The 24,572-nt window shown below is 47.7% G+C and carries 24 protein-coding genes; all 24 read left to right on the top strand.

Translation table 11 applies throughout. The features are described 5' to 3' along the window. Positions 1-32 precede the first annotated feature (32 nt). On the top strand, positions 33-491 hold the full coding sequence (gene rimP / locus HP399_RS13230; protein ID WP_173617446.1) for a ribosome maturation factor RimP: 459 nt from the start codon (positions 33-35) through the stop codon (positions 489-491). Between the two features lie 53 nt (positions 492-544). Then, positions 545-1,636, top strand: coding sequence for a transcription termination factor NusA (nusA, locus tag HP399_RS13235; RefSeq protein WP_173617447.1), 1,092 nt, complete (start codon positions 545-547; stop codon positions 1,634-1,636). Between the two features lie 2 nt (positions 1,637-1,638). After that, positions 1,639-1,929 carry an RNase P modulator RnpM gene (gene rnpM / locus HP399_RS13240; RefSeq protein WP_048033422.1) on the top strand — a complete coding sequence of 97 codons (291 nt, stop codon included), beginning with the start codon at positions 1,639-1,641 and terminating at the stop codon, positions 1,927-1,929. Next, complete coding sequence (locus HP399_RS13245) at positions 1,926-2,225, top strand: YlxQ family RNA-binding protein (RefSeq protein ID WP_007719232.1); 300 nt, start codon at positions 1,926-1,928, stop codon at positions 2,223-2,225. The genes rnpM and HP399_RS13245 overlap by 4 nt, the downstream gene beginning before the upstream one ends. 21 nt (positions 2,226-2,246) lie before the next feature. Beyond that, positions 2,247-4,886 (top strand): translation initiation factor IF-2, encoded by a 2,640-nt coding sequence (gene infB / locus HP399_RS13255; protein WP_173617448.1) that lies wholly within the window; start codon positions 2,247-2,249, stop codon positions 4,884-4,886. Beyond that, on the top strand, positions 4,886-5,167 hold the full coding sequence (locus HP399_RS13260) for a DUF503 domain-containing protein (RefSeq protein WP_007719228.1): 282 nt from the start codon (positions 4,886-4,888) through the stop codon (positions 5,165-5,167). Before infB ends, HP399_RS13260 begins: the two co-directional genes overlap by 1 nt. 27 nt (positions 5,168-5,194) lie before the next feature. Then, entirely contained in the window at positions 5,195-5,560 is a 366-nt protein-coding gene (gene rbfA, locus HP399_RS13265; protein WP_007719226.1) for a 30S ribosome-binding factor RbfA, read from the top strand. Next, positions 5,550-6,545: a DHH family phosphoesterase gene (locus tag HP399_RS13270; protein WP_173617449.1), complete on the top strand. Its 996-nt coding sequence runs from the start codon at positions 5,550-5,552 to the stop codon at positions 6,543-6,545. The genes rbfA and HP399_RS13270 overlap by 11 nt, the downstream gene beginning before the upstream one ends. Then, complete coding sequence (truB, locus tag HP399_RS13275) at positions 6,538-7,464, top strand: tRNA pseudouridine(55) synthase TruB (protein ID WP_048033419.1); 927 nt, start codon at positions 6,538-6,540, stop codon at positions 7,462-7,464. Before HP399_RS13270 ends, truB begins: the two co-directional genes overlap by 8 nt. Before the next feature lie 3 nt (positions 7,465-7,467). Continuing rightward, the gene (locus HP399_RS13280; protein ID WP_017249287.1) at positions 7,468-8,409 is read left to right on the top strand and encodes a bifunctional riboflavin kinase/FAD synthetase; all 942 of its coding nucleotides are present in this window, start codon (positions 7,468-7,470) and stop codon (positions 8,407-8,409) included. Between the two features lie 133 nt (positions 8,410-8,542). Beyond that, complete coding sequence (gene rpsO / locus HP399_RS13285) at positions 8,543-8,812, top strand: 30S ribosomal protein S15 (RefSeq protein ID WP_015891708.1); 270 nt, start codon at positions 8,543-8,545, stop codon at positions 8,810-8,812. A gap of 268 nt (positions 8,813-9,080) precedes the next feature. Then, positions 9,081-11,228: a polyribonucleotide nucleotidyltransferase gene (gene pnp, locus HP399_RS13290; RefSeq protein WP_173617450.1), complete on the top strand. Its 2,148-nt coding sequence runs from the start codon at positions 9,081-9,083 to the stop codon at positions 11,226-11,228. 157 nt (positions 11,229-11,385) lie between these two features. Further along, positions 11,386-12,363, top strand: coding sequence for a polysaccharide deacetylase family protein (locus HP399_RS13295; protein ID WP_173617451.1), 978 nt, complete (start codon positions 11,386-11,388; stop codon positions 12,361-12,363). Between the two features lie 112 nt (positions 12,364-12,475). Then, positions 12,476-13,729: a M16 family metallopeptidase gene (locus HP399_RS13300; RefSeq protein ID WP_173617452.1), complete on the top strand. Its 1,254-nt coding sequence runs from the start codon at positions 12,476-12,478 to the stop codon at positions 13,727-13,729. 72 nt (positions 13,730-13,801) lie between these two features. Continuing rightward, entirely contained in the window at positions 13,802-14,062 is a 261-nt protein-coding gene (locus HP399_RS13305; RefSeq protein ID WP_144614610.1) for a YlmC/YmxH family sporulation protein, read from the top strand. Positions 14,063-14,199: 137 nt separating this feature from the next. Beyond that, on the top strand, positions 14,200-15,102 hold the full coding sequence (dpsA, locus tag HP399_RS13310) for a dipicolinate synthase subunit DpsA (protein ID WP_106840329.1): 903 nt from the start codon (positions 14,200-14,202) through the stop codon (positions 15,100-15,102). After that, complete coding sequence (locus HP399_RS13315) at positions 15,099-15,695, top strand: dipicolinate synthase subunit B (RefSeq protein ID WP_007719213.1); 597 nt, start codon at positions 15,099-15,101, stop codon at positions 15,693-15,695. Before dpsA ends, HP399_RS13315 begins: the two co-directional genes overlap by 4 nt. Positions 15,696-15,752: 57 nt before the next feature. Further along, positions 15,753-16,793, top strand: coding sequence for an aspartate-semialdehyde dehydrogenase (locus tag HP399_RS13320; protein ID WP_173617453.1), 1,041 nt, complete (start codon positions 15,753-15,755; stop codon positions 16,791-16,793). Between the two features lie 11 nt (positions 16,794-16,804). Next, on the top strand, positions 16,805-18,031 hold the full coding sequence (gene dapG / locus HP399_RS13325; protein ID WP_173617454.1) for an aspartate kinase: 1,227 nt from the start codon (positions 16,805-16,807) through the stop codon (positions 18,029-18,031). A 55-nt stretch (positions 18,032-18,086) separates the two neighbouring features. Next, on the top strand, positions 18,087-18,953 hold the full coding sequence (gene dapA / locus HP399_RS13330; RefSeq protein ID WP_173617455.1) for a 4-hydroxy-tetrahydrodipicolinate synthase: 867 nt from the start codon (positions 18,087-18,089) through the stop codon (positions 18,951-18,953). A 115-nt stretch (positions 18,954-19,068) separates the two neighbouring features. Continuing rightward, entirely contained in the window at positions 19,069-20,775 is a 1,707-nt protein-coding gene (locus tag HP399_RS13335; RefSeq protein WP_217367542.1) for a ribonuclease J, read from the top strand. 123 nt (positions 20,776-20,898) lie between these two features. Beyond that, on the top strand, positions 20,899-21,723 hold the full coding sequence (locus tag HP399_RS13340) for a ClpP family protease (RefSeq protein ID WP_173617457.1): 825 nt from the start codon (positions 20,899-20,901) through the stop codon (positions 21,721-21,723). Next, entirely contained in the window at positions 21,720-21,950 is a 231-nt protein-coding gene (locus HP399_RS13345; RefSeq protein ID WP_047067802.1) for a YlzJ-like family protein, read from the top strand. The genes HP399_RS13340 and HP399_RS13345 overlap by 4 nt, the downstream gene beginning before the upstream one ends. A gap of 123 nt (positions 21,951-22,073) precedes the next feature. After that, positions 22,074-24,452 carry an FtsK/SpoIIIE family DNA translocase gene (locus tag HP399_RS13350; RefSeq protein ID WP_173617458.1) on the top strand — a complete coding sequence of 793 codons (2,379 nt, stop codon included), beginning with the start codon at positions 22,074-22,076 and terminating at the stop codon, positions 24,450-24,452. Positions 24,453-24,572 lie beyond the last annotated feature (120 nt).

Genomic DNA, 24,572 nt, shown 5'->3' on the forward strand with positions numbered 1-24,572 from the left:
CCTCATGGTTCAAATGAGAAGGAGGTACTTGCTTGAGCAAGGTAACAGGCATCGTCACTGAACTCGTCACGCCCATTGTTGAAGGAGTGGGCCTGGAGCTAGTTGACATCGAGTACAAAAAGGAAGGCAGCAACTGGTTTCTGCGCGTGTTTATCGACAATGAAACTGGCAACATCGACATCGATGACTGCCGCCTTGTCAGCGAGAAGCTGAGCGAAAAACTAGACGAAGTAGATCCCATCCCTACGGCATACTTTTTAGAAGTATCTTCGCCGGGTGCTGAGCGCCCATTACGCAAGGATAAGGATTTCACGAAAGCTGTCGGCAGAAATGTGCATATCACAACAAAAGAGCCAATAGAAGGTGCAACCACGTTCGAAGGCGAACTGGTATCCTATGAGGATGGCAAGCTGACAGTTAAAGAAGCAAAGAAAACGTATGTAATTTCCCAAGAGCAAATTGACACGGCTAGAATGGCAATTATTTTTTAGTTGTCGCGGCCTGTGTTAGCCCGTGGTAAGTAAAGGAGGAGGCAACGAAAGTCATGAACGGCGATTTTATCGAGGCTTTAGAAGCCATTGAGAGAGAGAAAGGCATCACCAAAGACGTACTGATCGAGGCCATCGAAGCGGCTCTTATCTCTGGATACAAACGTAACTTCAACTCGGCCCAAAATGTGCGGGTGGATGTAAATCGTCATTCAGGTATGGTGCGTGTGTTTGCGCGGAAGAGCGTAGTCGAAGAGGTTTTGGACGTGCGTCTTGAGATCTCTCAAGAAGCAGCACAAGAAATCGATCCTAACTTCCGTCTGGAGGATATCGTCGAAATCGAGGTAACGCCTCGTGATTTCGGTCGTATTGCTGCTCAGACAGCGAAGCAAGTGGTTACACAGCGCATTCGTGAAGCGGAGCGCGGTTTGATCTACAGCGAGTTTATTGAGCGTGAAGACGATATCGTAACTGGTGTCGTTCAACGTATGGACGCTCGCAATTATTACATTGATTTGGGTAAGGCGGAAGCCGTTATGCCGATCACCGAAAAAATGCCATCCGAAGATTTTAAATCACAAGATCGTGTGAAGGCATACATCATCAAAGTAGAGAAAACCACTAAAGGACCGCAAATCGTCGTTTCCCGTACTCACCCGGGGCTTTTGAAGCGTCTCTTCGAATTAGAAGTGCCAGAAATATATGACGGTGTGGTTGAAATCAAATCTGTTGCGCGTGAAGCGGGTGATCGCTCGAAGATCGCTGTGCATTCCATCAACGCAGATGTTGATCCAGTAGGGGCTTGTGTCGGTCCAAAGGGCATGCGCGTCCAAACGATCGTTACGGAGCTGAAAGGCGAAAAGATCGACATTGTTCGTTGGTCTGAAGATCCTGCCGAGTACGTAGCTAACGCTCTCAGCCCTGCAAAGGTGCTGCATGTTGAGGTTAACGTAGCGGAGAAGGTTACACGTGTGATCGTTCCTGATTATCAATTGTCTCTGGCAATTGGTAAGCGCGGTCAAAACGCACGCCTGGCAGCCAAGCTGACTGGCTGGAAGATCGATATCAAGAGCGAGTCCCAAGCCGACCAAGAAGGCATCGCTTATCCAAGAGAAGTAGAGAGCGATGAAGGGACGGACAACGAATAATCATGAAGCAAAAAAAGATCCCGTTGCGTAAGTGCATTGTTTGCCAAGGAATGTTTCCTAAAAAGGAATTAATCCGCGTCGTCCGGACGCCAGAAGAAGAGATCGTCATTGATCTCACTGGAAGGGCGGCGGGACGCGGTACCTATGTGTGTCGGCAGGAAAGCTGTCTGAAGCCGGATGCGTTCGCATCGGGAAAATGGAAAAAAGTGCTGGAACGTGCCCTCAATATGTCCATCTCCCAAGAAAAGTATGATGCTTTCCGTGAGAAATGGTTGGAGATGATGGGAAAATGATCCCAAAAGCAGCACAACTACTCGGATTGGCGATGCGTGCGAGAAAGATCGTTACCGGGGAGGAACTGGTCATTACCGCTATTCGTAATGGGCAGGCCCGCCTGGTTTTGCTCGCATCAGATGCATCAGACAATACCGCCAAGAAAGTAAAGGATAAATGTTCCTATTACGGTGTCTCATGTGTAACCACTGGCGACCGACATTCATTGGGACACGCAATCGGAAAAGATGGGCGCGTTACCGTGGCGGTAACCGATGGGAAATTGGCCGAAAGCATTCAGCGTCTGCTCACCTAACTTAGAAAGGGTGAAGTATATTTGAAGACACGTGTGTATGAGTATGCCAAACAGCACAACATGAGCAGTAAGGAAATCCTCAATTTGCTAAAACGATTGAATATAGAAGTAGCAAATCATATGAGTATCATGGAAGAAGGGACGATCAAAAGGATCGAGGATCACATGGCCAAATTGCGTTCTGGTGCCAAACCGGAGCAACGTAATACGTCAAGTGATGCAAGACCCAAACAAACGGAAGATCAACGACGCCCCAACGACTCCAGAGGACAACAGAACAAACCCCAACAACAAGCGGGGCAAGCTCAACTGGTTAGTAATGACAGACCAAACAGCGATCGTGGAGGAAGCACATCAAACATCAATCGTCCAGCTAACAACAGTGCGAGTGCTAATTCCGATCAGCAAAGTCCTCAGCATGGAAAAAATCAGGGGAAGAATCAGGAGAGAAAACCAAACAATATGAGAAGTCAACCCGCAAAGCCGAATGACCGCAAGCCACAAGGTAATCAGCAACGACCACAAGGCCAAGGACAACAAAGACCACAAGGCCAAGGACAACAACGACCACAAGGCCAAGGACAACAGAGACCACAGGGTCAAGGACAACAAAGACCACAGAACAATCAGCAACGACCACAAAACCAACAGCGTTCTGCACAACAACCTGTTGCTAATCAAACAGAGGGACGTACAGGGGAAGAATTTGAAGATAAAGTAAATCTCCCATCCAATGTTGGTACAGAAAAACGTGAGAAAATCAAAAAGGGTCCACAGACCCAAAAGACTTTTGAAGATAACAAGAAGAGTCAGCCTTTCCGTGGCGGTGGTAATAATCGCTATAACCAAAATAATCGCCGTGGCAATAACAATCGTGGTGGACAAAAAGCTCCACGTCCAGTATTTGACCCACCAACAAAAATTACCTTTACCGAGTCTTTGACCGTTAACGAATTGGCTGTAAAACTACGCAAAGAACCAGCAGAAGTCATCAAAAAGCTGTTTAATTTGGGGATCATGGCAACGATTAACCAGTACCTCGATCGTGAAGCCATCGAACTTATTTGCGCAGATTATGGCATTGAAGTCGAAGAAAAAATCATCATCGATGAAACCAACTTCGAAACATTGGAAGAAGTAGATGCACCAGAAAGCCTGCTGGAGCGCCCGGCAGTTGTCACCATCATGGGTCACGTTGACCACGGGAAAACAACTTTGCTGGATGCGATTCGCTCTACAAACGTTGTAGCAGGCGAAGCAGGCGGAATTACGCAGCACATTGGTGCGTACCAAGTAGAGATCAAAGGAAAGAAAATTACTTTCCTCGATACACCTGGTCACGCGGCCTTCACAACCATGCGTGCTCGCGGTGCGCAAATTACAGACATTACTATTCTGGTTGTTGCTGCAGATGATGGTGTCATGCCGCAAACGATTGAAGCGATTAGCCATGCGAAGGCAGCAAATGTGCCAATCATCGTTGCGGTCAACAAGATTGACAAACCAGAAGCAAATATGGACCGTATTAAGCAAGAATTGACCGAGTATGAGCTGGTTGCAGAAGAGTGGGGCGGCGAAACTATCTTCTCCCCATTATCCGCTAAGCAGCGTACAGGTATCGAAGAACTGCTTGAGTACATCTTGCTCGTATCCGAGGTACAAGAACTGAAAGCAAACCCAGACAAGCGTGCTCGCGGTACTGTTGTAGAAGCTGAGCTTGACAAGGGACGCGGTCCAGTTGCAACCATTCTGGTTCAACAAGGTACCCTACGCGTTGGTGACCCAATTGTAGTAGGTTCCGCTTTCGGACGTGTACGTGCAATGGTGAACGACAAAGGACGCCGTCTGAAGGAAGCTGGTCCATCTACGCCAGTAGAAATCACTGGTCTGAATGATGTACCACAAGCAGGTGACCAATTCCGTGTCTTTGAAGACGAGAAAAAGGCGCGCGCAATCGGGGAAGCACGTGCATCCAAGCAGCGTGAATCCGAGCGTCGTGAGAGCTCCCGCGTTTCTTTGGATGACTTGTTCCAGCACATCCAAGAAGGCGACATCAAAGAGCTGAACCTGATCGTAAAAGGTGACGTACAAGGTTCTGTAGAAGCTCTGCGTGGTTCTTTGGAGAAAATTGATGTCAACGGTACACGTGTGAAAATTATTCATACAGGTGCTGGGGCGATTACGGAATCCGACGTTACGTTGGCGAATGCTTCGAATGCCATCATCATTGGTTTCAACGTACGTCCTGAGCCAAATGCACGCAGCATGGCTGAACAAGAGAAGATCGACATTCGCCTGCACCGTGTCATCTATACTGTAATCGAAGAGATCGAGTCTGCTCTCAAAGGGATGCTTGATCCAGTCTTCAAAGAAAATATTATCGGCCAAGCTGAGATTCGTGAAGTGTTCAAAGTATCCAAAGTCGGAAACATTGCAGGTTGCTATGTGACTGAAGGTAAACTGAGCCGCGATGCTGGTGCACGTTTGATCCGTGAAGGCATTGTGATTTATGAAGGTAAGCTCGATACCCTCAAGCGCTTCAAAGATGATGCGAAAGACGTTGCAGCAGGCTATGAGTGCGGTCTGACTTTGGAACGCTTCAATGACCTCAAAATCGGCGACGTAATCGAAGCATTCGTCATGGTTGAAGTGAAACAATAATGATAGCAGGTGTGCAGATTGAACTGTTTCTGCCCGCTAGCCAAAACCTGAAAGAAAAACGAGCCATCGTCAAAAGTCTGATCGGCAAGCTGCGGAGCCGATTTAACGTCTCCGCGGCAGAGGTGGCTTATCTCGAGCAATGGCAGCGTACCGTGTTGGGTATCGCTGCCGTTGCTAATGAGATATCTTTTTTACAACAAGAAATGCAGACTGTCGTTCGATTTGTAGAGAACCATCCAGATGTAGAGTTGATTCGTGTGGATACGGAATACTACGATTAATGAACAGTCAGCGGAGGTGAAAAATCGATGAATAAAACACGGATTAGCCGCGTAGGCGAAGAAATCAAAAAAGAGCTGAGCCTCGTATTGCAGCGTGGACTCAAAGATCCTCGTGTCGGTTTCGTAACGGTAACAGATGTAGAGGTAAGCAGTGACCTGCAATTGGCGAAGGTTTTTGTCAGCATTTTTGGCAGTGAGGAAGAGCGTAAAGCTTCTCTTGCAGGTTTGACAAAAGCAAAAGGTTATTTGCGTACGGAGATCGGGAAACGCGTAAAGCTGCGTCACATTCCTGATTTTGTATTCAAGCTGGACGAGTCCATTGACTACGGCAGCAAAATTGAATCAATCCTGCGGGAAATCTCCACAGAGGGAGAGAAACAGGATGAATCCTAATCAAATGGCAGTACAGGAAGCGGCGCGGTTTATGCAGGAGCACGACCGCTTCCTGGTCCTCTCTCATGTAAGTCCTGACGGAGATGCTACAGGATCTGCTTTGGGAGTCGTGCTCATGCTAGAGCAGTTGGGAAAAGAGTATGTGGTTGTAAACGAAGGGGAAACACCGATCAAGTTCAACTTCTTGCCGCGGTTTGACCGTCTTTATAACCTGCGCAAACAATCACTGAACGAGACGTTCGGGGCCGTAATCGCTGTAGACTGCGCGGATGAGTCGCGGATGGGCGATGTACGGTCTTTATTTGCGTCTGGCGCTGCTTTGCTGAATATCGATCACCATCCGACCAACGATCATTTTGGAACGGTAAATCTGGTTCGTCCGGGTGCAGCCGCAACAGCAGAGATTTTGTTTGATGTTGCAGAAGCAGCAGGAGTTTCTTTCAATGAAGAGCTTGCGCTGTGCATCTATACCGGTCTTCTGACGGATACAGGCGGTTTCCGCTATTCCAATACATCGCCGCGCGTCATGGAGATCGCTGCTCGATTACTCGGATACGGTGTGAAGCCAGGAGACGTAGCAGAGCGCTGCTTGGAGGAAATCACTTTTGCCCATGTGAAAGTTTTGCGACGCGCGCTCCAAACCTTGCAACTGTCCCATCAAAATTTGGTTGCTTCCATCACTGTTTCAGTCGCAGATTTTGCCGAAGTGGGTGCCGAGCGGGAAGATGCTGGTGGATTGGTGAATTACTGCCGCAACATTGAGGGAGTCGAGGTCGGCGTTTCTTTTGTGGAAGCGGAACCGGGAGTGGTCAAGGTGAGCATGCGCGCTCGCGATCGAGTTGACGTAGCTGTCATTGCGAAGCAACTCGGTGGTGGTGGACACGCAAAAGCAGCAGGTTGCACCATCAAAGGAGCACTTTCAGAAGTACAGCAAAAAGTATGGACTGTGCTGGACGATGCAGTAGGAGTGAAATTCGATGAGTAACGTGAACGGCGTACTGGTTATCGACAAGCCAGCTGGTATGACCTCCCATGATTGTGTAGCACGTATTCGTCGATTGTATGGAACGAAAAAAGTGGGGCATACGGGTACACTGGATCCAGATGTGACGGGTGTACTCCCCATTTGTGTGGGACACGCAACGAGGCTAGTTGAATATTTGCAAGAGCTGCCTAAGCGCTATGATGTAGTCATGCGCCTCGGCTCAACTACCACGACGGAAGATGCTTCCGGAGAAGTGGTGGAGCAAGCTGGAGTAGATGCAGCATCGATTACGACGGAGCGTATTCAAGCGCTGTTCGAATCCTTTTTGGGTGAAATGGAGCAGGTACCTCCGATGTTCTCAGCGGTAAAGGTAAACGGCAAGCGGCTGTATGACCTGGCTCGTGAAGGCACGGTGATCGAGCGACAGGCACGGAAAGTGACGCTGTATGAGTTGACGCTTCATAAGATTAGCGTGGATGGGGACACTGTCGATGTTGCATTCACGTGCACGTGCTCAAAAGGCACATACATGCGCACCTTATGTGTTGACCTCGGACGCGCTCTGGGTTATCCTGCCCATATGAAGCTGTTGCGGCGAATAAAAAGCGGCCCGTTCCAGGAGCAAGAGGCAATCCCTCTCCAGCAAATTGAGGAACAGGCAGCAAACGGGGAAGATATTTCCCGCTACTTGGTCTCCATCCCTCAGGCAATCTCATTCTTACCATCGTTTCAGGTCAAGCCAGAACGGATCAAAGCAGTACGTAATGGACTTGCGACTGCGCTTCCGGGCGTCACTGCGGAGGAAGGAAGTTTGATTTGCTTGTTTGCGGGGGAAGAATTACTTGGCATCCATCGCGTATGCCGTGGAGACAAAGGACTTTTCGCCAAACCAGAAAAAGTCTTTCCAGCCGAGGTGTAATCCGTGAAAACGATCTACCTAACATACCCGTTTCCGTCTGACCTGCAAGCGAATCCTTGTGCGATTGCACTGGGGTACTTTGATGGTGTACATATTGGGCATCGCCGAGTCATTCAAAAGGCGATTGATACAGCGAAAGCAAACGGATGGCAAAGTACGGTAGTGACCTTTGATCCGCATCCTCGAGAAGTATTGGGGCAAAGCGGTTATACCCGCTATTTGACACCACTTGCAGACAAGCTCGAGCAATTCGAAAAGATGGGCGTAGACACCACATATGTGATGAAGTTCGATATTAGCTTTGCGGCTATTTATCCAGAAGATTTCATCGCGGAGTGCCTTCTCCCATTGGAATGCCGCCATATTGTCGTTGGCTTCGACTACACCTTTGGTTATCGCGGGATGGGGACTGCCCATACTTTGCAAGAAATGAGCAAAGGTCGCTATGGGCTCGACATAGTGGGTCCGGTAAATCGCTTGGGTGAAAAAGTGAGCAGTACAATCATCCGTGAATATCTTCATCATGGAGATGTCGAACAGGTTCGCCATTTGCTAGGCCGCTCCTACAAAGTGCGCGGGACAGTCGTGCATGGCGACAAACGCGGTCGAACCATTGGCTTTCCTACAGCGAACGTCCAAGTGAATCAGCCGTACTTGATCGGAAAGAATGGAGTATACGGTGTTCGCTTTACTGTGGATGAACAAAGCTACTATGGCGTCATGAACGTAGGAATCAAGCCTACATTTGAACTGGAGAAAAAAGAAAAGTCACTAGAAGTGCACATTTTTGAGTTCTCTGGTGAAATCTATGACAAGGAAGTAGAAGTAGAGTTCCTGTTCTACATTCGGGAAGAACAGAAATTTGCTGGAGTCGATGCACTCATCGCGCAAATTGGACGAGATGTACAAACGGCGAAGCAAAAATTCGCAGAGGGAATCTCGTAAAGGATTCTCTTTGCTTTTCACAAAATGGTATGCTATAATTCATAACGTTGTACAGATAACCGTAGCTTGGCTGTCCGATTCTCACCGACGGCAGACTCGGCGAACGGTATAAAAAATGAGGAGGTGAGTCATGATGGCATTGACTCAAGAACGTAAAACTCAACTGATTCAAGAGTTCCGTACTCATGAGAACGACACCGGTTCACCGGAAGTGCAAATCGCTATCTTGACCGAAAACATTAACAATCTGAACGGACACTTGCGTACGCACAAGAAAGATCACCACAGCCGTCGTGGTCTCTTGAAAATGGTTGGTCAACGTCGTAACCTGTTGACATACCTGCGTGAAGCAGATGTTCAACGCTATCGTTCGGTAGTAGACCGTCTGGGTCTGCGCCGCTAATCAGCGTTTTGTAAAAAGCGGGTTCTGCCCGCTTTTTCTATCGTGTAGGAGGGTTTAGCGTAGAAATGCGCTAAGCCCATCCGAAACGAGTAAAAAGGGTTAGAGCCAATTTGTCTGATTAAATTAGCTTCACAAAAGAAGCTTTTTTTATTATCTAGAACGACTGCCAAAGGTACCCATTTAATTTTTATGATGGCAGGAAATAATACATATAGGTAGAAAACAAAGTGTGAAATGCACATTGTTGTGAAGGAGGACTGCTAGCATCATGGAGCAACAATACCGTACATATGACTTCGAACTGGCAGGCCGTAAACTGACCCTGGAATTTGGCAAAATGGCTAAACAGGCGCATGGTTCGGTCTTGGTTCGTTACGGCGATACAGCAATCCTGTCCGCAGTTACAGTCTCGAAGGAGCCAAAACCTCTTGACTTCTTCCCGTTGACTGTTAACTATGAGGAACGTCTCTATGCGGTTGGGAAAATTCCTGGCGGCTTTATTAAAAGAGAAGGACGTCCAAGCGAAAAGGCGATTTTGGCTAGCCGCTTGATTGACCGCCCTGTCCGCCCTCTTTTTGCAGAAGGATTCCGTAACGATGTACAAATCGTAAATACTGTTCTGTCTGTGGATCAAGACTGCTCACCTGAAATCGCTGCGATGATCGGTACTTCCGCAGCGTTAAGCGTTTCGGAGATTCCTTTTGAAGGTCCGATTGCAGGAGTAATCGTAGGACGAATTGACGGTGAGTTCGTCATTAACCCTACTGTAGCTCAAGCGGAGAAAAGCGATATTCACCTGACTGTCGCAGGTACGCACAAAGCGATTAACATGGTGGAAGCAGCTGCGAACCAAGTACCGGAAGATGTAATGCTCGAAGCGATCATGGCTGGTCATGACGTGATTAAGCAACTGGTAGAATTCCAGAACATGATCGTGTCCGAAATTGGCAAGCAAAAGATGGAAGTTATCTTGCATGAGGTTGATCCTGAAATCGATCAAGCTGTGCGTGAATATGCGGAAGCTCGGCTGAAAGAAGCTGTTCGCATCGAAGAAAAACAAGCGCGCTACGATGCTATTGACGATATCAAGGCAGAAACCAAAGAGCATTTTGCAGCCAAGGATCCTGAGGCATATCCAGCGCAGGAAAAGATGATTAGCGAAGTACTTGGCAATATTGTCAAGGATGAGGTTCGCCGTCTGATTACTGACGAGAAAGTTCGCCCTGATGGACGAGCACTGAACGAAATCCGTCCGCTGTCCAGTGAGACAACCATTCTTTCCCGTACACATGGCTCTGCTATGTTTACCCGCGGTCAGACGCAAGCGCTGAGCGTTTGCACATTGGGCGCGCTGGGAGATGTTCAAATTCTCGATGGACTCGGTCTGGAAGAATCGAAACGTTTCATGCACCACTACAACTTCCCGCCGTATAGCGTGGGTGAAGCACGTCCGTTGCGTCCTCCAGGGCGTCGAGAAATCGGACACGGTGCGTTGGGTGAGCGTGCAATCGAGCCGATCATTCCTTCTGAGGTCGAATTCCCTTATACGATTCGTCTCGTATCCGAAGTAATTGAATCCAACGGCTCCACATCGCAAGCGTCGATTTGCGCGAGCGTACTTGCCTTGATGGATGCAGGTGTACCAATCAAAGCACCGGTAGCAGGTATTGCGATGGGCTTGATCATGAGCAAAGATGAGAAATCTTTCTCGATCCTGACTGATATTCAAGGTATGGAAGATCATTTGGGAGACATGGATTTCAAAGTAGCGGGTACAGAGGCTGGTGTAACAGCTATCCAAATGGACATCAAAATTTCCGGTATCAACCGTGAGATTTTAGAGCTGGCCTTGGAGCAAGCGCGTGTAGGTCGTTTGCACATTCTGAACCATATGATGAGCACGATTTCCGAACCGCGTAAAGAACTGTCTCCTTATGCACCAAAAATCATGACCATGACGATCAATCCGGAGAAAATTCGTGATGTAATCGGTCCACAAGGTCGTGTCATCAATAAGATTATCGAAGAAACCGGCGTAAAAATCGACATCGAACAAGATGGACGAGTCTTCATCGCATCCATCAACCACGAAGCGAATCTGCGCGCGAAACAAATCATTGAAGATCTGGTTCGTGAGGTAGCTGTTGGTCAGGTGTACCTGGGAACAGTAAAACGCGTAGAGAAATACGGTGCGTTCATCGAGTTGTTCGCAGGTAAAGAGGGCTTGTGCCACATCTCTCAACTGGCTGAAGAGCGTGTAGCCAAAACAGAAGATGTTGTCGCAGTTGGTGATAAGGTAGAAGTGAAAGTGACCGAGATCGACGACCAAGGTCGTGTGAATCTCTCTCGCAAAGCAGTTTTGAAAGAGCAAGCTGCTGCGGCACAAACTGCTGAAACACCACCAAAAGCAGAATAAAAAAAACAAAAGGCTTCGTCACTCGAAGAAATTCGTGTACGGAAGCTTTTTTCTTTTGTGTGCCAGATGCTCCCGTTTCGTATGTCTAAGTCGTTCCTTCTTCTCATACATTGGACAAGAGAGACTCGTACGATCGATAGAGGAGGGCGACGCCCTAATGACGAATAGGACCAGGAGACTTTTGTTCATATTTATATATGGAGCAGCGCTGATCGTTCTCTTGAATTATCAGCCTATTCATCATTACATCAGTACGATCAAAAATGTCCAAGTAGTGAGTGGAGATCGTAACGAAAACGAAAAAGCGCGTTTGCGGGCGCAGATTGAAAAGTGGAAAGAGGGCAGAGAGGAACAGCCGATAGATGCCGTTGTCGATCAGACGTGGAAGGCGATTCCGGGATATAATGGCCGTGTAGTGGATGTAGAAGAATCAATCAATAAAATGCTGGCTGCGGGAGTGTCCAGTCCAGATTTGCTGGTATACAAGGAAGTACCTCCAGCGGTTTCGCTTGAGCAATTGGGTGCACATCCCATCTATCGAGGAAATCCGAATAAACCAACGATTTCTTTCATGATCAATGTGGCTTGGGGAAATGAGTATCTCGATTCGATGCTCAATACACTCGATAAACACAAAGTAAAGACAACTTTCTTTCTGGATGGCTCTTGGGTAAAACGTTACCCAGAAGAAGCAAAAAAGATCTTGGCACGTGGTCATGAGATTGGGAATCATGCGTATTCCCATCCCGATATGAACACACTGGGGACACAGAGAATTCATCAAGAGATAAGTCGTACGCAAGATGTTATTTATAAAACGATGGAAGTGAAGCCGTCGTTGTTTGCACCGCCATCAGGTGCTTTTAACCAACGGGTTGTACAAATCGCTCATTCGTCTTATGAAATGAAGACGATTCTATGGACGGCAGATACGATTGACTGGCAGAAACCTTCGCCTGGTTATGTGATCAATAAAATCAGCCGGAAAATGGAGAATGGTGTCCTCGTACTCATGCACCCTACTTCTACTTCCGAGGCCAGTTTAGATCAACTTCTGACGATCGCCAAAAAGAAGGGGCTACAGCCGACGACAGTTTCGGAGGTTATATCGAGTCGTAGACTCCCGTCACCGTAAATACATGTTCATTTATTGTGGAGACAAAGGAAGTTTGCTATAGTTAGACGTGTTTACAAGAAATTCCCCGAGGTTTCGGGTAGAGAAAGATGAACAACCGAGGAGGATTTACGTGATACAACGTCATACGTGTGATAACGGTCTTCGAATCGTGACGGAACGGATTCCGTCCGTTCGCTCCGTTGCCTTAGGCATCTGGGTAGGGACTGGTTCGAAATATGAAAACGAGAAAAACAACGGGATTTCCCATTTTCTCGAGCATATGTTTTTCAAAGGCACAACTACTCGTTCTGCAAAGGAAATTGCGGAAACCTTTGATGAGATTGGCGGGAACGTGAACGCCTTTACCTCGAAGGAGTATACCTGCTATTACGCAAGGGTGCTCGACCAACACGCTCCAATCGCTCTCGATGTTCTTTCCGATATGTATTTCAACTCGGTGTTTGATGCCGATGAGTTGGAAAAGGAAAAGAACGTCGTCATTGAAGAGATTAGCATGTATGAAGACGCGCCAGATGATTTGGTGCATGATTTGATTGCACGCGCTTCGTACAGCACACACCCACTGGGGTATTCGATTTTGGGTACGGAAGATGTCCTGCGCAGCTTGAAACGGGACGATTTGCTCGCTTATATTGATCAGCATTACCTGCCAACGAATACGGTGATTACAGTAGCAGGAAATTTTGAAGACAGTTTGATTGAAGACATTCAAAAGCGCTTTCAGACTTTCTCGCGTTCAGGCAGTATGCCGACCTTGTCTACTCCTGATTTTGCTGGAAATGTGATCGCGCATCATAAGGCGACAGAGCAAGCGCATCTGTGCCTGTCACTACCTGGGTTTAAGGTAGGGCATCCTGAAGTCTACTCCTTGATTTTGCTGAACAACGTGCTTGGTGGCAGCATGAGCTCGCGTCTTTTCCAAGAGATTCGCGAAGAACGCGGCTTGGCATACTCTGTTTATTCCTATCATTCGTCCTATAAAGAAGCGGGTACGTTCCATGTGTATACAGGAACGGCACCAGAGCAAGTAGGACAGGTATTTGACATCGTCTCGCGCGTCCTGCGCGATGTCGCTGATCATGGAATTACAGACAAAGAGCTGAACAAAGGAAAAGAGCAGCTGAAAGGCAGTCTGATGCTCAGCTTGGAAAGCACGAATAGCCGTATGAGTCGACTTGGAAAAAATGAACTCCTGTTGGGCCGTCACCTTAGCCTAGACGAGATCATCGCCAAAATTGACCGTGTTTCCCATGAATCTGTTTTGGCTGTGGCGCAGCAGCTGTTCCGTTCCAAGATGTCTATGGCGATGGTGAGTCCACTCGACGGCTTCCCTGAAAACGTAAAGAACGATATATTGTTGTAAGCAAAAATCCGGCATAGCCCGGATTTTTTTGCGTATATCAACAGTAAATGAAAGGACAAAGGGGGTTTCTCCATGCGCTTAAGTGAGTTGGGTGGGAAGGAGATCATCGGACTGGACAACGGGGAGAAAATGGGGGTCATCAGTGATTCCGATTTAGTCATCCATCCTGAAAACGGTACGATTCAATCCATCATCTTGCCAGGAGGCAGTTTCTTTGGTTTCGGCAAGAAGCGAGAGGACCTCGTGATCCCATGGAGCTCTATCGTAAAAATTGGGCCAGATATGGTCATCATCCAGCTTCAAGCGCCTGAGGCACAAGCTTCGCAAAAGTAGGCGCTTCTGTCACCGAAGTAGCAGGAGCGGAATAGGATGGGGGTAGACCGCATGGATTTCCGTCAACTTTTCCAAATGGAAAACCTTTGCGTTCCGATCATTTAATGCAGTAAAATGTGTGGAAAGGGGAACGCAGCATGCTAACGGGCATACATGTTGCCTTCATCGGCGGAGACGCTCGCCAGTTGGAAGTTATTAAGCGATGCATACAACTGGATGCTAGCGTCACGTTAGTTGGCTTCGACAACCTGGAAAGTAATTTTACAGGGGCAACGAAGAAACCATTAACATGCGATGTGTTGAAAGACGTGGACGCCCTCATCCTACCCATCGTAGGGACCGATGACCAAGGATACGTGGAAAGTATTTTCTGCTCCAAACAAATGCAGTTGCTAGACGAACATGTGGCGAGTCTGCCGAGTCATTGCGTGGTTTACACAGGAATGGCAAAGCCTTATCTGAAAAAGCTGTTGGCTTCCACACAGCTTCCTCTCGTGGAGCTCTTGGATCGTGACGACGTAGCTATCTATAACTCTATCCCTACTGTAGAGGGAGCGTTAATGATGGCGATTCAACATACGGATATTACGATTCATGGATCACAGTCAATTGTTTTGGGATTGGGCCGAACAGGTTTGTCCATGGCTCGAGCATTGCATGCGTTGGGGGCCCGCGTAAGAGTTGGGGCCAGACGTCAGGAACACTTGGCACGCATTTATGAGATGGGATTGACTCCCTTCCATATAAGCGAAGTAAGGAAACAGGTTACGAATGCTGATTTCATTTTTAATACCATCCCGCAATTATTACTCACGGCAGAAGTGATTGCTCAAATGCCTCAGTCGGCGTTTATTCTAGATCTTGCCTCCAAGCCAGGAGGAACAGATTTTCGATACGCTGAAAGACGAGGTATCAAAGCTCTTCTTGCTCCCGGATTACCTGGAATCGTTGCACCGAAAACCGCTGGACAAATTTTAGCCCAAACGTTGTCTCGTCTTATTGCGGATCAAAGGAAAGCGCCAGGAGGGGATGCAACATGAGTAAGCTCCAGGGAAAGACCATTGGATTTGGATTGTCTGGATCGCATTGCACCTTTGAGGAAACCATGCCGCAAATTAAGCGATTTGTGGATGCTGGAGCACGGGTGGTACCGATCGTATCGAATACGATTATGACCACGGATACACGCTTCGGTACTTCTCAAAGCTGGCAGCAACAAATCAAGGAACTGACGGGGGAAGAACTTATTTCGACGATTCCTCAGGCTGAGCCGTTGGGACCTTCTAAGTTGTTGGATGTCATGCTCATTGCGCCTTGCACAGGCAGTACGACGAGTCGACTGGCGAATGCCATTACGGATAGTGCCGTACTGATGGCGGCTAAAGCGACGATGCGTAATCTGCGACCCATTGTGATTGCCATTTCCACCAATGATGGTCTGGGATTAAATGCAGCCAATATTGCCAAGCTATTGGCCGCGAAAAATATGTATTTCGTGCCGTTCGGGCAGGATGCCCCGGATAAAAAACCGAACTCGCTTGTAGCTCGTATGGATCTCCTATTGGAAACATGCGAAGCAGCTTTGGAAGGTCGACAATTGCAACCCTTGCTCATCGAAAGATTTAACTACTAATAAGACTACAGAATAAACAATTAACCTGCTTTTTCGCGATTAGGAGGAGAGTAAGAGATGGCAAACCAACTGACTTTCAATGTTGCTGTAGTCGGTGCGACTGGTGCAGTCGGACAGCAGATGATTCAACTATTAGAAAAGCGCAACTTCCCAATCAAACAGCTTAAGCTGCTTGCTTCTGGACGTTCTGCAGGAAAAACAGTCACTTTCAAGGGGCAAGAAATTGTACTGGAAGAGGCGACTCCAGACAGTTTTGCAGGGGTTGATTTTGCCTTGTTTAGTGCTGGCGGATCGGTCAGCAAGGAACTGGCTCATCACGCAGTGCGTCATGGTGCAGTTGTCATTGACAATACCAGCGCATTCCGGATGGACCCGGATGTTCCTCTCGTTGTGCCAGAAGTAAACATGGATGCTGCGCTCGCTCATAATGGAATCATTGCGAATCCGAATTGCTCTACGATTCAGATGGTTGCCGCTCTAAAACCCCTGTATGATCGTTTTGGTATAGACCGAATCATCGTTTCTACTTACCAGGCAGTATCTGGTGCAGGTCAATCTGCGATCAATGAATTGCTCGACCAAAGTCGAGACATTTTGGATGGTAAAGAACCGCAGTGTAACGTACTCCCCGTAGGCAAATTGCCTGTACATCATCAGATTGCGTACAACGCGATTCCGCAGATTGATGTGTTCACCGACAATGGTTTTACTTATGAAGAAATGAAAATGATCAATGAGACCAAAAAAATCTTCGGTGATGACACTGTACTTGTTTCAGCTACTTGCGTACGTATTCCAGTGGTCTACGGCCATAGCGAGTCGGTATATGTAGAGCTGAAACAGGATTACGATCTGGCAGAAGTAAAGGCCCTGCTGAAAAACGCTCCTGGTATCGTATTAATAGATGTGCCGGAGGAACAGCAGTATCCACTCGCTACTGATGCAACAGGCAAACTGGAAGTATTCGTGGGCCGGGTGCGTCGTGATCTCCATCATCCTCGTGGACTGCATATGTGGATCGTTTCTGACAATCTTCTCAAGGGTGCAGCATGGAATACAGTACAAATCGCTGAAGAACTCATAAAAGCAAGAGTATAGGGGAGAGGTTAGTGAAGATTCTCGTCCAGAAGTTCGGTGGTTCTTCCTTGACGACGGAGGATTGCCGGATGCGGGCAATCTACCATATGGAAAAAGCAATTGATGAGGGCTATGCCCTCGTCGTTGTCGTATCAGCGATGGGTCGTAAAGGTGATCCATACGCAACTGATACACTCTTGCAGTTGGTTCGTGGTAATGGGAACCAACTGCCAAGTCGAGAAACGGATATGCTGATGCATACCGGAGAAATCATCTCTGCAACAGTCATGTGCAGCATGCTGAATGCACGAGGAATTAAAGCAAAGATTTTGACAGGCGGTCAGGCAAATATTGTGACGAGCGACGACTTTACGAATGCACAAATCATGTCGATCGATCCAAGTCGTATTTTGCAGGACTTGCAGGAAAGTCAAGTTGTGATCGTTCCAGGATTTCAGGGACGTACAGCCGAGTGGGAAATTACGACACTGGGGCGGGGCGGAAGCGATACGACTGCAACCGCTCTCGGTGTCGCCTTGAAGGCTGAAACGGTGGATATTTTCACCGACGTGGAAGGTATCATGACGGCTGATCCGCGTATCGTCGAAGAAGCGCAGCGGCTCGGTATGGTGACCTACACGGAGATTTGCAACATGGCTCACCTGGGTGCAAAAGTTATTCATCCTAGAGCGGTGGAGATCGCGATGCACGCTAACGTGCCGATTCGTGTTCGCTCTACGTTTTCGGACGACCCCGGTACACTCGTTACGACTATGCTGGAGATCGGGAAACTGGGCTACACTGTACACGACAGAGTCGTCATGGGAATTGCTCATGTACCGAACATTACTCAGATCAAGGTCGCGAACAAAGAAGGGTCTTACGATACACAGCTACAAGTCTTCAAAACGATGGCAACCAATAACATCAGTGTAGATTTCATCAATGTGAACCCAATGGGTGTTGCTTACACGGTCCATGATGAAATGGGAGAAAAAGCTGCTCGCCTGTTAACGGAAATGGGATACGAGCCGCAGCTTTTGCCACATTGCGCAAAAGTGTCCGTGATTGGTGCAGGGATGACGGGCGTGCCGGGCGTGATGGCGCGAATCGTGGAGGCACTTACGCAAGAAGACATTCAAATTCTTCAATCAGCAGACTCCCATACAACCATCTGGGTACTCGTGCATGAAATGGATATGGTGAAGGCTGTTCGTGCGCTGCATCAGCAGTTCAACCTGCATGTTCAACATATGTAAGAGCATATCCTGACTTTAATACCTACTGATCACGATAAGAGGAGTTGGAGAGGTAGTGGCACGTTTTGGTCGACTGGTTACCGCTATGGTAACGCCTTTTAATGAGCAGCTACAGGTCGATTACGATAAAACAGAGCGACTGATTGACCATTTGATTGCAAATGGTACAACTGGAATCGTACTAAGTGGTACCACGGGTGAATCACCGACTTTATCCCGTACGGAGAAGCTCGATCTTTTCCGTCATGTGGTTTCCTACGCAAAAGGAAGATGCCACATCATTGCAGGAACAGGCAGTAATGATACAGCATCAAGCATTGAGTTCACCCAAGCTGTACAATCCATTGGGGTAGACGCTGTCATGGTGGTTGCTCCTTATTACAGCAAGCCATCACAGGAAGGGCTTTACGCACACTTCAAGACATTATCGGAAGCGACCGAGCTACCCGTGATGCTATATAATGTGCCAGGAAGATCCGTCGTCAATATGACTGCTGAAACGACACTTCGTTTGGCGGAACTGCCTAATGTAGTTTGCATCAAGGAAGCCTCTGGCAATTTGTCGCAGATGTCGCAAATCATTGAACATGCTCCGGAAGGCTTTGAGCTGTACAGTGGTGATGATGGCTTAACCTTGCCAATCCTGTCTATCGGGGGAGTGGGCATTGTCAGTGTGGCGAGTCACGTAGCGGGTCGCCCAATGACAGACATGATGGACGCCTTTTTTGCCGGTAACTTTACGGAGGCAGCAAGACTCCATCGCAAGCTGTTGCCGATTTTTGAAGGCCTGTTTGCCTACCCGAGCCCAGGACCGACCAAGGTTGCTTTAGAAAAGCTCGGCGTTCAAGTTGGGGGCGTTCGACTGCCTTTAGTCGAGCTGAACGAACAAGAAAAAGCATTCGTTTATTCCCTGCTTGTTTAACTCCATAGAAGATCAAGAGCCATTCCTGCCCGGGATGGCTCTTTTTCCTTGTGTTCATGATTTCACTTCGGGTATAATAAGAACAAGTGATTTGGGGCGGTTTTTTTGAGTGGACATGACAACTAAATATAGGAGGTTACACGTTTTGGCAAAGTCGAATCACTCTGTTCTCGTTTTCGCCCTGGGCGGAGTCGGCGAAATTGGGAAGAATATGTACGTGGTACAAAGCGGTGACGACATCGTAGTGATTGATGCCGGATTGAAGTTCCCAGAAGAGGAAATGCTGGGGATTGATATGGTTATTCCGGATATCACCTACTTGGAAGAACATCGCGACAAGGTTCGGGGTATTATTATTACGCATGGACATGAAGACCACATCGGCGGCCTCAGCTACGTGCTGAAGCATTTGAAAGTCCCGGTTTATGCGACAAAACTTACCCTTGGTTTAATTGATGCAAAGTTAAAAGAAGCGGGCATCCTAAACGAAACAAAACGCGTATTGATCAACAGCGACTCGGAAGTCGTTCTCGGAAAGATGAAGGCGACCTTTTTCCGCGTAAACCACAGCATCCCGGATTGTGTAGGGGTATGCCTGGATACGCCAGAAGGTTACATCGTTCATACAGGAGACTTCAAGTTCGATCAAACACCTGTTAACAATCAGGTAGCTGATCTGGCAAAAATGGCGATGATCGGTGACAGAGGCGTTTTGTGCTTGCTCTCTGACAGTACGAATGCAGAACGGCCTGGATTTACCGGATCGGAACGCTCAGTAGGCAAAGCACTCATGGATGTGTTCAGCAAAGCATCTGGACGTATTGTTGTTTCTACGTTTGCATCAAATGTTCACCGCATTCAACAAGTGGTGGACGCTGCAGCACAGTTCAACCGTAAATTGACGGTTGTCGGCCGGAGCATGCAAAATGTGATTAATATCAGCAGAGACTTAGGATACTTGTTGGTCCCTGAGGGCTTGATTGTTGAGATCGATGAAATCAACAAATTGCCTGCTGAACAAGTCGTTATATTATCAACTGGAAGCCAAGGAGAGCCTATGTCCGCGCTCACTCGGATGGCCCGATCCGCCCATCGGAAAATTGACATCCTTCCAGGGGATACAGTTATTATTGCAGCCACTCCCATTCCAGGGAATGAAAAATACGTGGCGCGTACAATTGATCAATTATCGCGCATTGGTGCAGATGTCATTTATGGTGGCCATGGACCTAACGGAACCGTCCACGTCTCCGGTCATGGTAGCCAAGAAGAATTGCGCCTGATGCTTAACCTAATGAAGCCTAAGTACTTTATTCCTGTTCACGGTGAATATCGCATGCTGAAAACGCATGCCTTACTTGCTGAACAGGTTGGCATTCCTGAAGAAAACTCGTTCTTGCTGGATAACGGCGATACAGTTGAATTCTCAGGGGGCAAGGCCCGTTACGGTGGAAAAGTCCATGCTGGCAACGTTTTGATTGACGGCTTGGGCGTTGGTGATGTAGGAAACATCGTGCTTAGAGATCGCAAATTACTGTCACAAGATGGCATACTGGTAGTTGTCGTTACACTCAGCAAACAAAATGGCACGATTTTGTCAGGTCCAGACATCATTTCTCGCGGTTTCGTCTACGTGCGTGAATCCGAAGAGTTGCTGGATGAGGCAAATCGCATAGTGACCCAAACACTTGTCAAATGCATGGAAGAAAATGTGAATGAGTGGTCTTCACTGAAAAATAACGTAAAAGAGTCATTAGGCCGTTATCTGTACGAGCAAACGCGCAGACGTCCGATGATCTTGCCGATTATCATGGAAGTGTAGGATCACTTGATAAAGAGCTGGAAACCCTTTTGATGAAGGGTTTCTGGCTTTTTTTGGCTTTGTGGGCGCATGATTTTTCCTCCCCTTATCCATACTACAGAGGAAAGTGAGGGAGGATCATCCATGCCGAATCAACAATTTAACGATTTTTTAAATAGGCGGCCGTTTGCAAGCACAGAGGTAAATAGTAAGGAATCCCAACCACAATCACCAACTGATGATCAGGAGCCTGCTGCTTCGCCGCCATCTGAAGCACCTGCACAAGAAGATCCGAAGAAAAAACTGCTCGATTCCATTACGCAACTGGGTCAGACAAACGTCCCACAGCTCGAAAGCAATATTTATTGTATGACCATCATCGGACAAGTAGAAGGGCATATTCAGCTTCCTCCTCAAAATAAGACGACCAAATACGAGCACCTCATCCCTCAATTGGTTGCGGCAGAACAAAACAGCAAAATAGAGGGCGTGCTCGTTATTTTGAATACGGTTGGTGGGGATGTGGAAGCGGGCTTGGCGATTGCGGAAATGGTATCGTCCTTGTCCAAACCGGTAGTCACACTCGTACTCGGCGGTGGTCATAGTATTGGTGTGCCAATCGCTGTAGCCGGTTCGTACTCATTTATTGCAGAAACCGCTACAATGACGATTCACCCGATCCGCTTGACGGGTCTTGTGATTGGTGTACCGCAAACGTTTGAGTACTTGGATAAAATGCAAGATCGTGTGGTTAGCTTCATTTCCCGTCACTCCAATGTCTCGGAACAAAAGTTCCGTGAGCTCATGACCCGAACAGGTGAATTGACACGAGACATCGGAACCAATGTGATTGGCGTAGATGCAGTTAAATACGGTTTGATTGATGAAGTCGGCGGCCTTGGTAGTGCGCTGAAAAAGCTGAACGAACTGATCAAAGCGCAAAAAGGCGAGGAGAGTGTACTCCAATGATCTTATACTCCATCATTCCGATGGAAACGGTTTTTGAGAACATGGAGCAAGTGGAGAAACAAGAGCTGAAAGAGATCGCGGTGGGTCATGCCACGATGCTCATTGAGCAAACCGGACCGTTTGAAGGAAAAATCGTCAGGCTGATTAGTCCAGATCCGCAAGACTACCTGAAGGAGCAGTACGCACCCGGACAAAAAATTCAGTTTCAACCTGAATGGCTCGCCTAAGAAGTCCTGTATTTCTATGAATTTCCTGTGTTATACTAGTGATGTACGAACAGCAGCCGAACACGCGACGGCTGCCTTTTTTACCATTACGGTATATAACGAGTGTAATGACGAGGAGGAGGCGTGCCATTGAGTAGGAGAAAAAAAGAGCGTTCACAAGCGGCATTGGCCTCAGTTGTCAAAATAGAGCTGCTGGGACTTCTCATCATCGTTCTGTCCTTGATCGGGCTTTTGGAGAGTGGATGGCTGGGCAAAAATGTACTGGCGCTTCTATTTCGGTTTATTGCGGGTTCATGGGATTTCATCATTCCTGTTCTGCTAATCGGTATGGCCATACATATGATGTTTACGAGAAAGTCACCGAAGCTTACTTACCGCGTCTTAGGGATAGCTCTCATTGGTGTGGCGATTTTGACCTGGGATCACATGATTCTATACAAACAAATTACCGCAGATGGAAAATTTGCAGAGCAGAGCATCATTAAGGTTACATGGGACAGAATTTGGCTCGATCATGGTCAGAAAGTGTCCACCACCGGGGTAGGCGGAGGAATGATCGGTGCCCTGTTTTTTGCCGTAACCAATGGTCTTGTTGGAACAATTGGTACTGGTCTCGTGATTGTTTTCCTTTTCCTTGTGGGACTGATGTTTCTGTTCAATCTTTCTTATGTAAACATTTTGATGTTTGCCAAGGACAAGCTCGCTATGTTTTACGGAAAGGCGAAAGATACAGTGAAGGACTCTGTACAGCTTTTGCAGGAAGAAAACGAGAAGCGAAAGAAAGAAGCAAAGGAAGCCGAAGGGGCTCGCAAGCAAAAACAATCGGAGGCAGAGAGCGAGGCCATCGCAGTTACTGCGTTGAAAGAGCAAAAATCTCATCCACAGCCTGCTATTCAGGAGGAAGAAGTCCAGAAACCAAACGCCCCGTTAATACGTGATTTTACAGATCGCATTGCATTGGATGAGGATGAGGAAAAGGTTGATCCTAGTCATCAAGCGAGAGCTGCACAACCGAAAACGAATCAGGAAATTACGTTTGCGCTTGAAGGAGAAGAAGAAATCTTCGGTACACTAGATACTGAAGAAGAACAGAACACTATACCGTATGAGCTCCCAAGTCTGCAAATGCTCGCAAGACCAAAAGCGAGTTCAACAGGTAAAGACGTCGATCATACCTCAAATGCGGCAAAATTAGTGCAGACACTGAAGAGCTTTGGGGTCAATGCAACGGTTTCCGAAGTACATCGCGGACCAGCTGTTACACGCTATGAAGTTCAGCCTGCTACAGGAGTAAAAGTAAGCAGGATTGTCAGCTTGACGGATGACCTTGCTTTGGCATTGGCGGCAAAAGATATCCGGATTGAGGCACCAATCCCAGGAAAATCAGCCATCGGGATCGAGGTTCCGAACTCGGAGGTAGCGGTCGTATCACTACGAGAAGTGCTGGAAGCCTCCGAGTATCAAGATGCGCCAGGGAAGCTTACCGTTGCTCTTGGCAGGGATATTTCCGGAGAGCCGATCGTAGCAGATTTGACCAAAATGCCCCATTTGCTCGTAGCGGGTGCGACGGGAAGCGGAAAATCAGTATGCATTAACGGATTGATCATGAGTATTTTGTTCAAGGCCAAACCAGAAGAAGTCAAGCTGATGATGGTTGACCCGAAAATGGTGGAACTGAATGTGTACAACGGAATTCCACATTTGTTGGCTCCTGTTGTTACTGACCCGAGAAGGGCTTCTGTTGCATTGAAAAAGGTCGTGGCCGAGATGGAGCGGCGTTATAACTTGTTTGCCAAAACAGGGAGCCGCAATATTGAAATGTACAATGCGCAAGTGGAAGGGACGCCACTTCCCTATATTGTCGTCATCGTCGATGAGCTTGCGGACTTGATGATGGTAGCGCCGGGAGAAGTGGAGGATGCGATTTGTCGACTCGCGCAAATGGCTCGTGCTTCCGGGATTCATCTCATCATCGCGACACAACGTCCTTCCGTAGATGTCATTACGGGTGTGATCAAGGCAAATATCCCTTCCCGCATTGCTTTTGGGGTATCTTCGATGGCTGACTCCAGAACAATTCTGGATATGGGAGGAGCAGAAAAGCTTCTCGGAAGAGGGGACATGCTTTCGCTTCCGATGGGGGCATCCAAGCCGACTCGTGTTCAAGGAGCCTTTGTATCTGACAAGGAAGTAGAAGAAGTCGTTCGTTTTGTGAAAGAACAGCAAGAAGCTCGCTACAATGAAGAAATGATCCCCGGTGACGTGCAGGAGGAACAGCAGCCAGTCGTGGATGATGAACTGTACGATCAAGCTGTCCAAATCGTTTCTGAAGCCCAAACGGCATCAGCATCCTTGTTGCAGCGTCGTCTCCGCGTCGGTTATACGCGAGCGGCACGATTGATTGATATGATGGAAGCCCAAGGAATAGTCGGTCCTTATGAGGGAAGCAAGCCTCGTGAGGTTCGTCTGCCACGTCCGTCCATAGAAAGTAATATTTCATAGAGTGAGACCTTGCCAGCTTTTGTATTGGCAGGGTCTTTTTTCCTATTTTAGTAGAAAAATCCCTGTCGAAATTAATCATTTTGCATTATTATTCATAAATATTTGGCTTGCATGATACTC

It is taken from the genome of Brevibacillus sp. DP1.3A, assembly GCF_013284245.2.
Lineage (GTDB): Bacteria > Bacillota > Bacilli > Brevibacillales > Brevibacillaceae > Brevibacillus.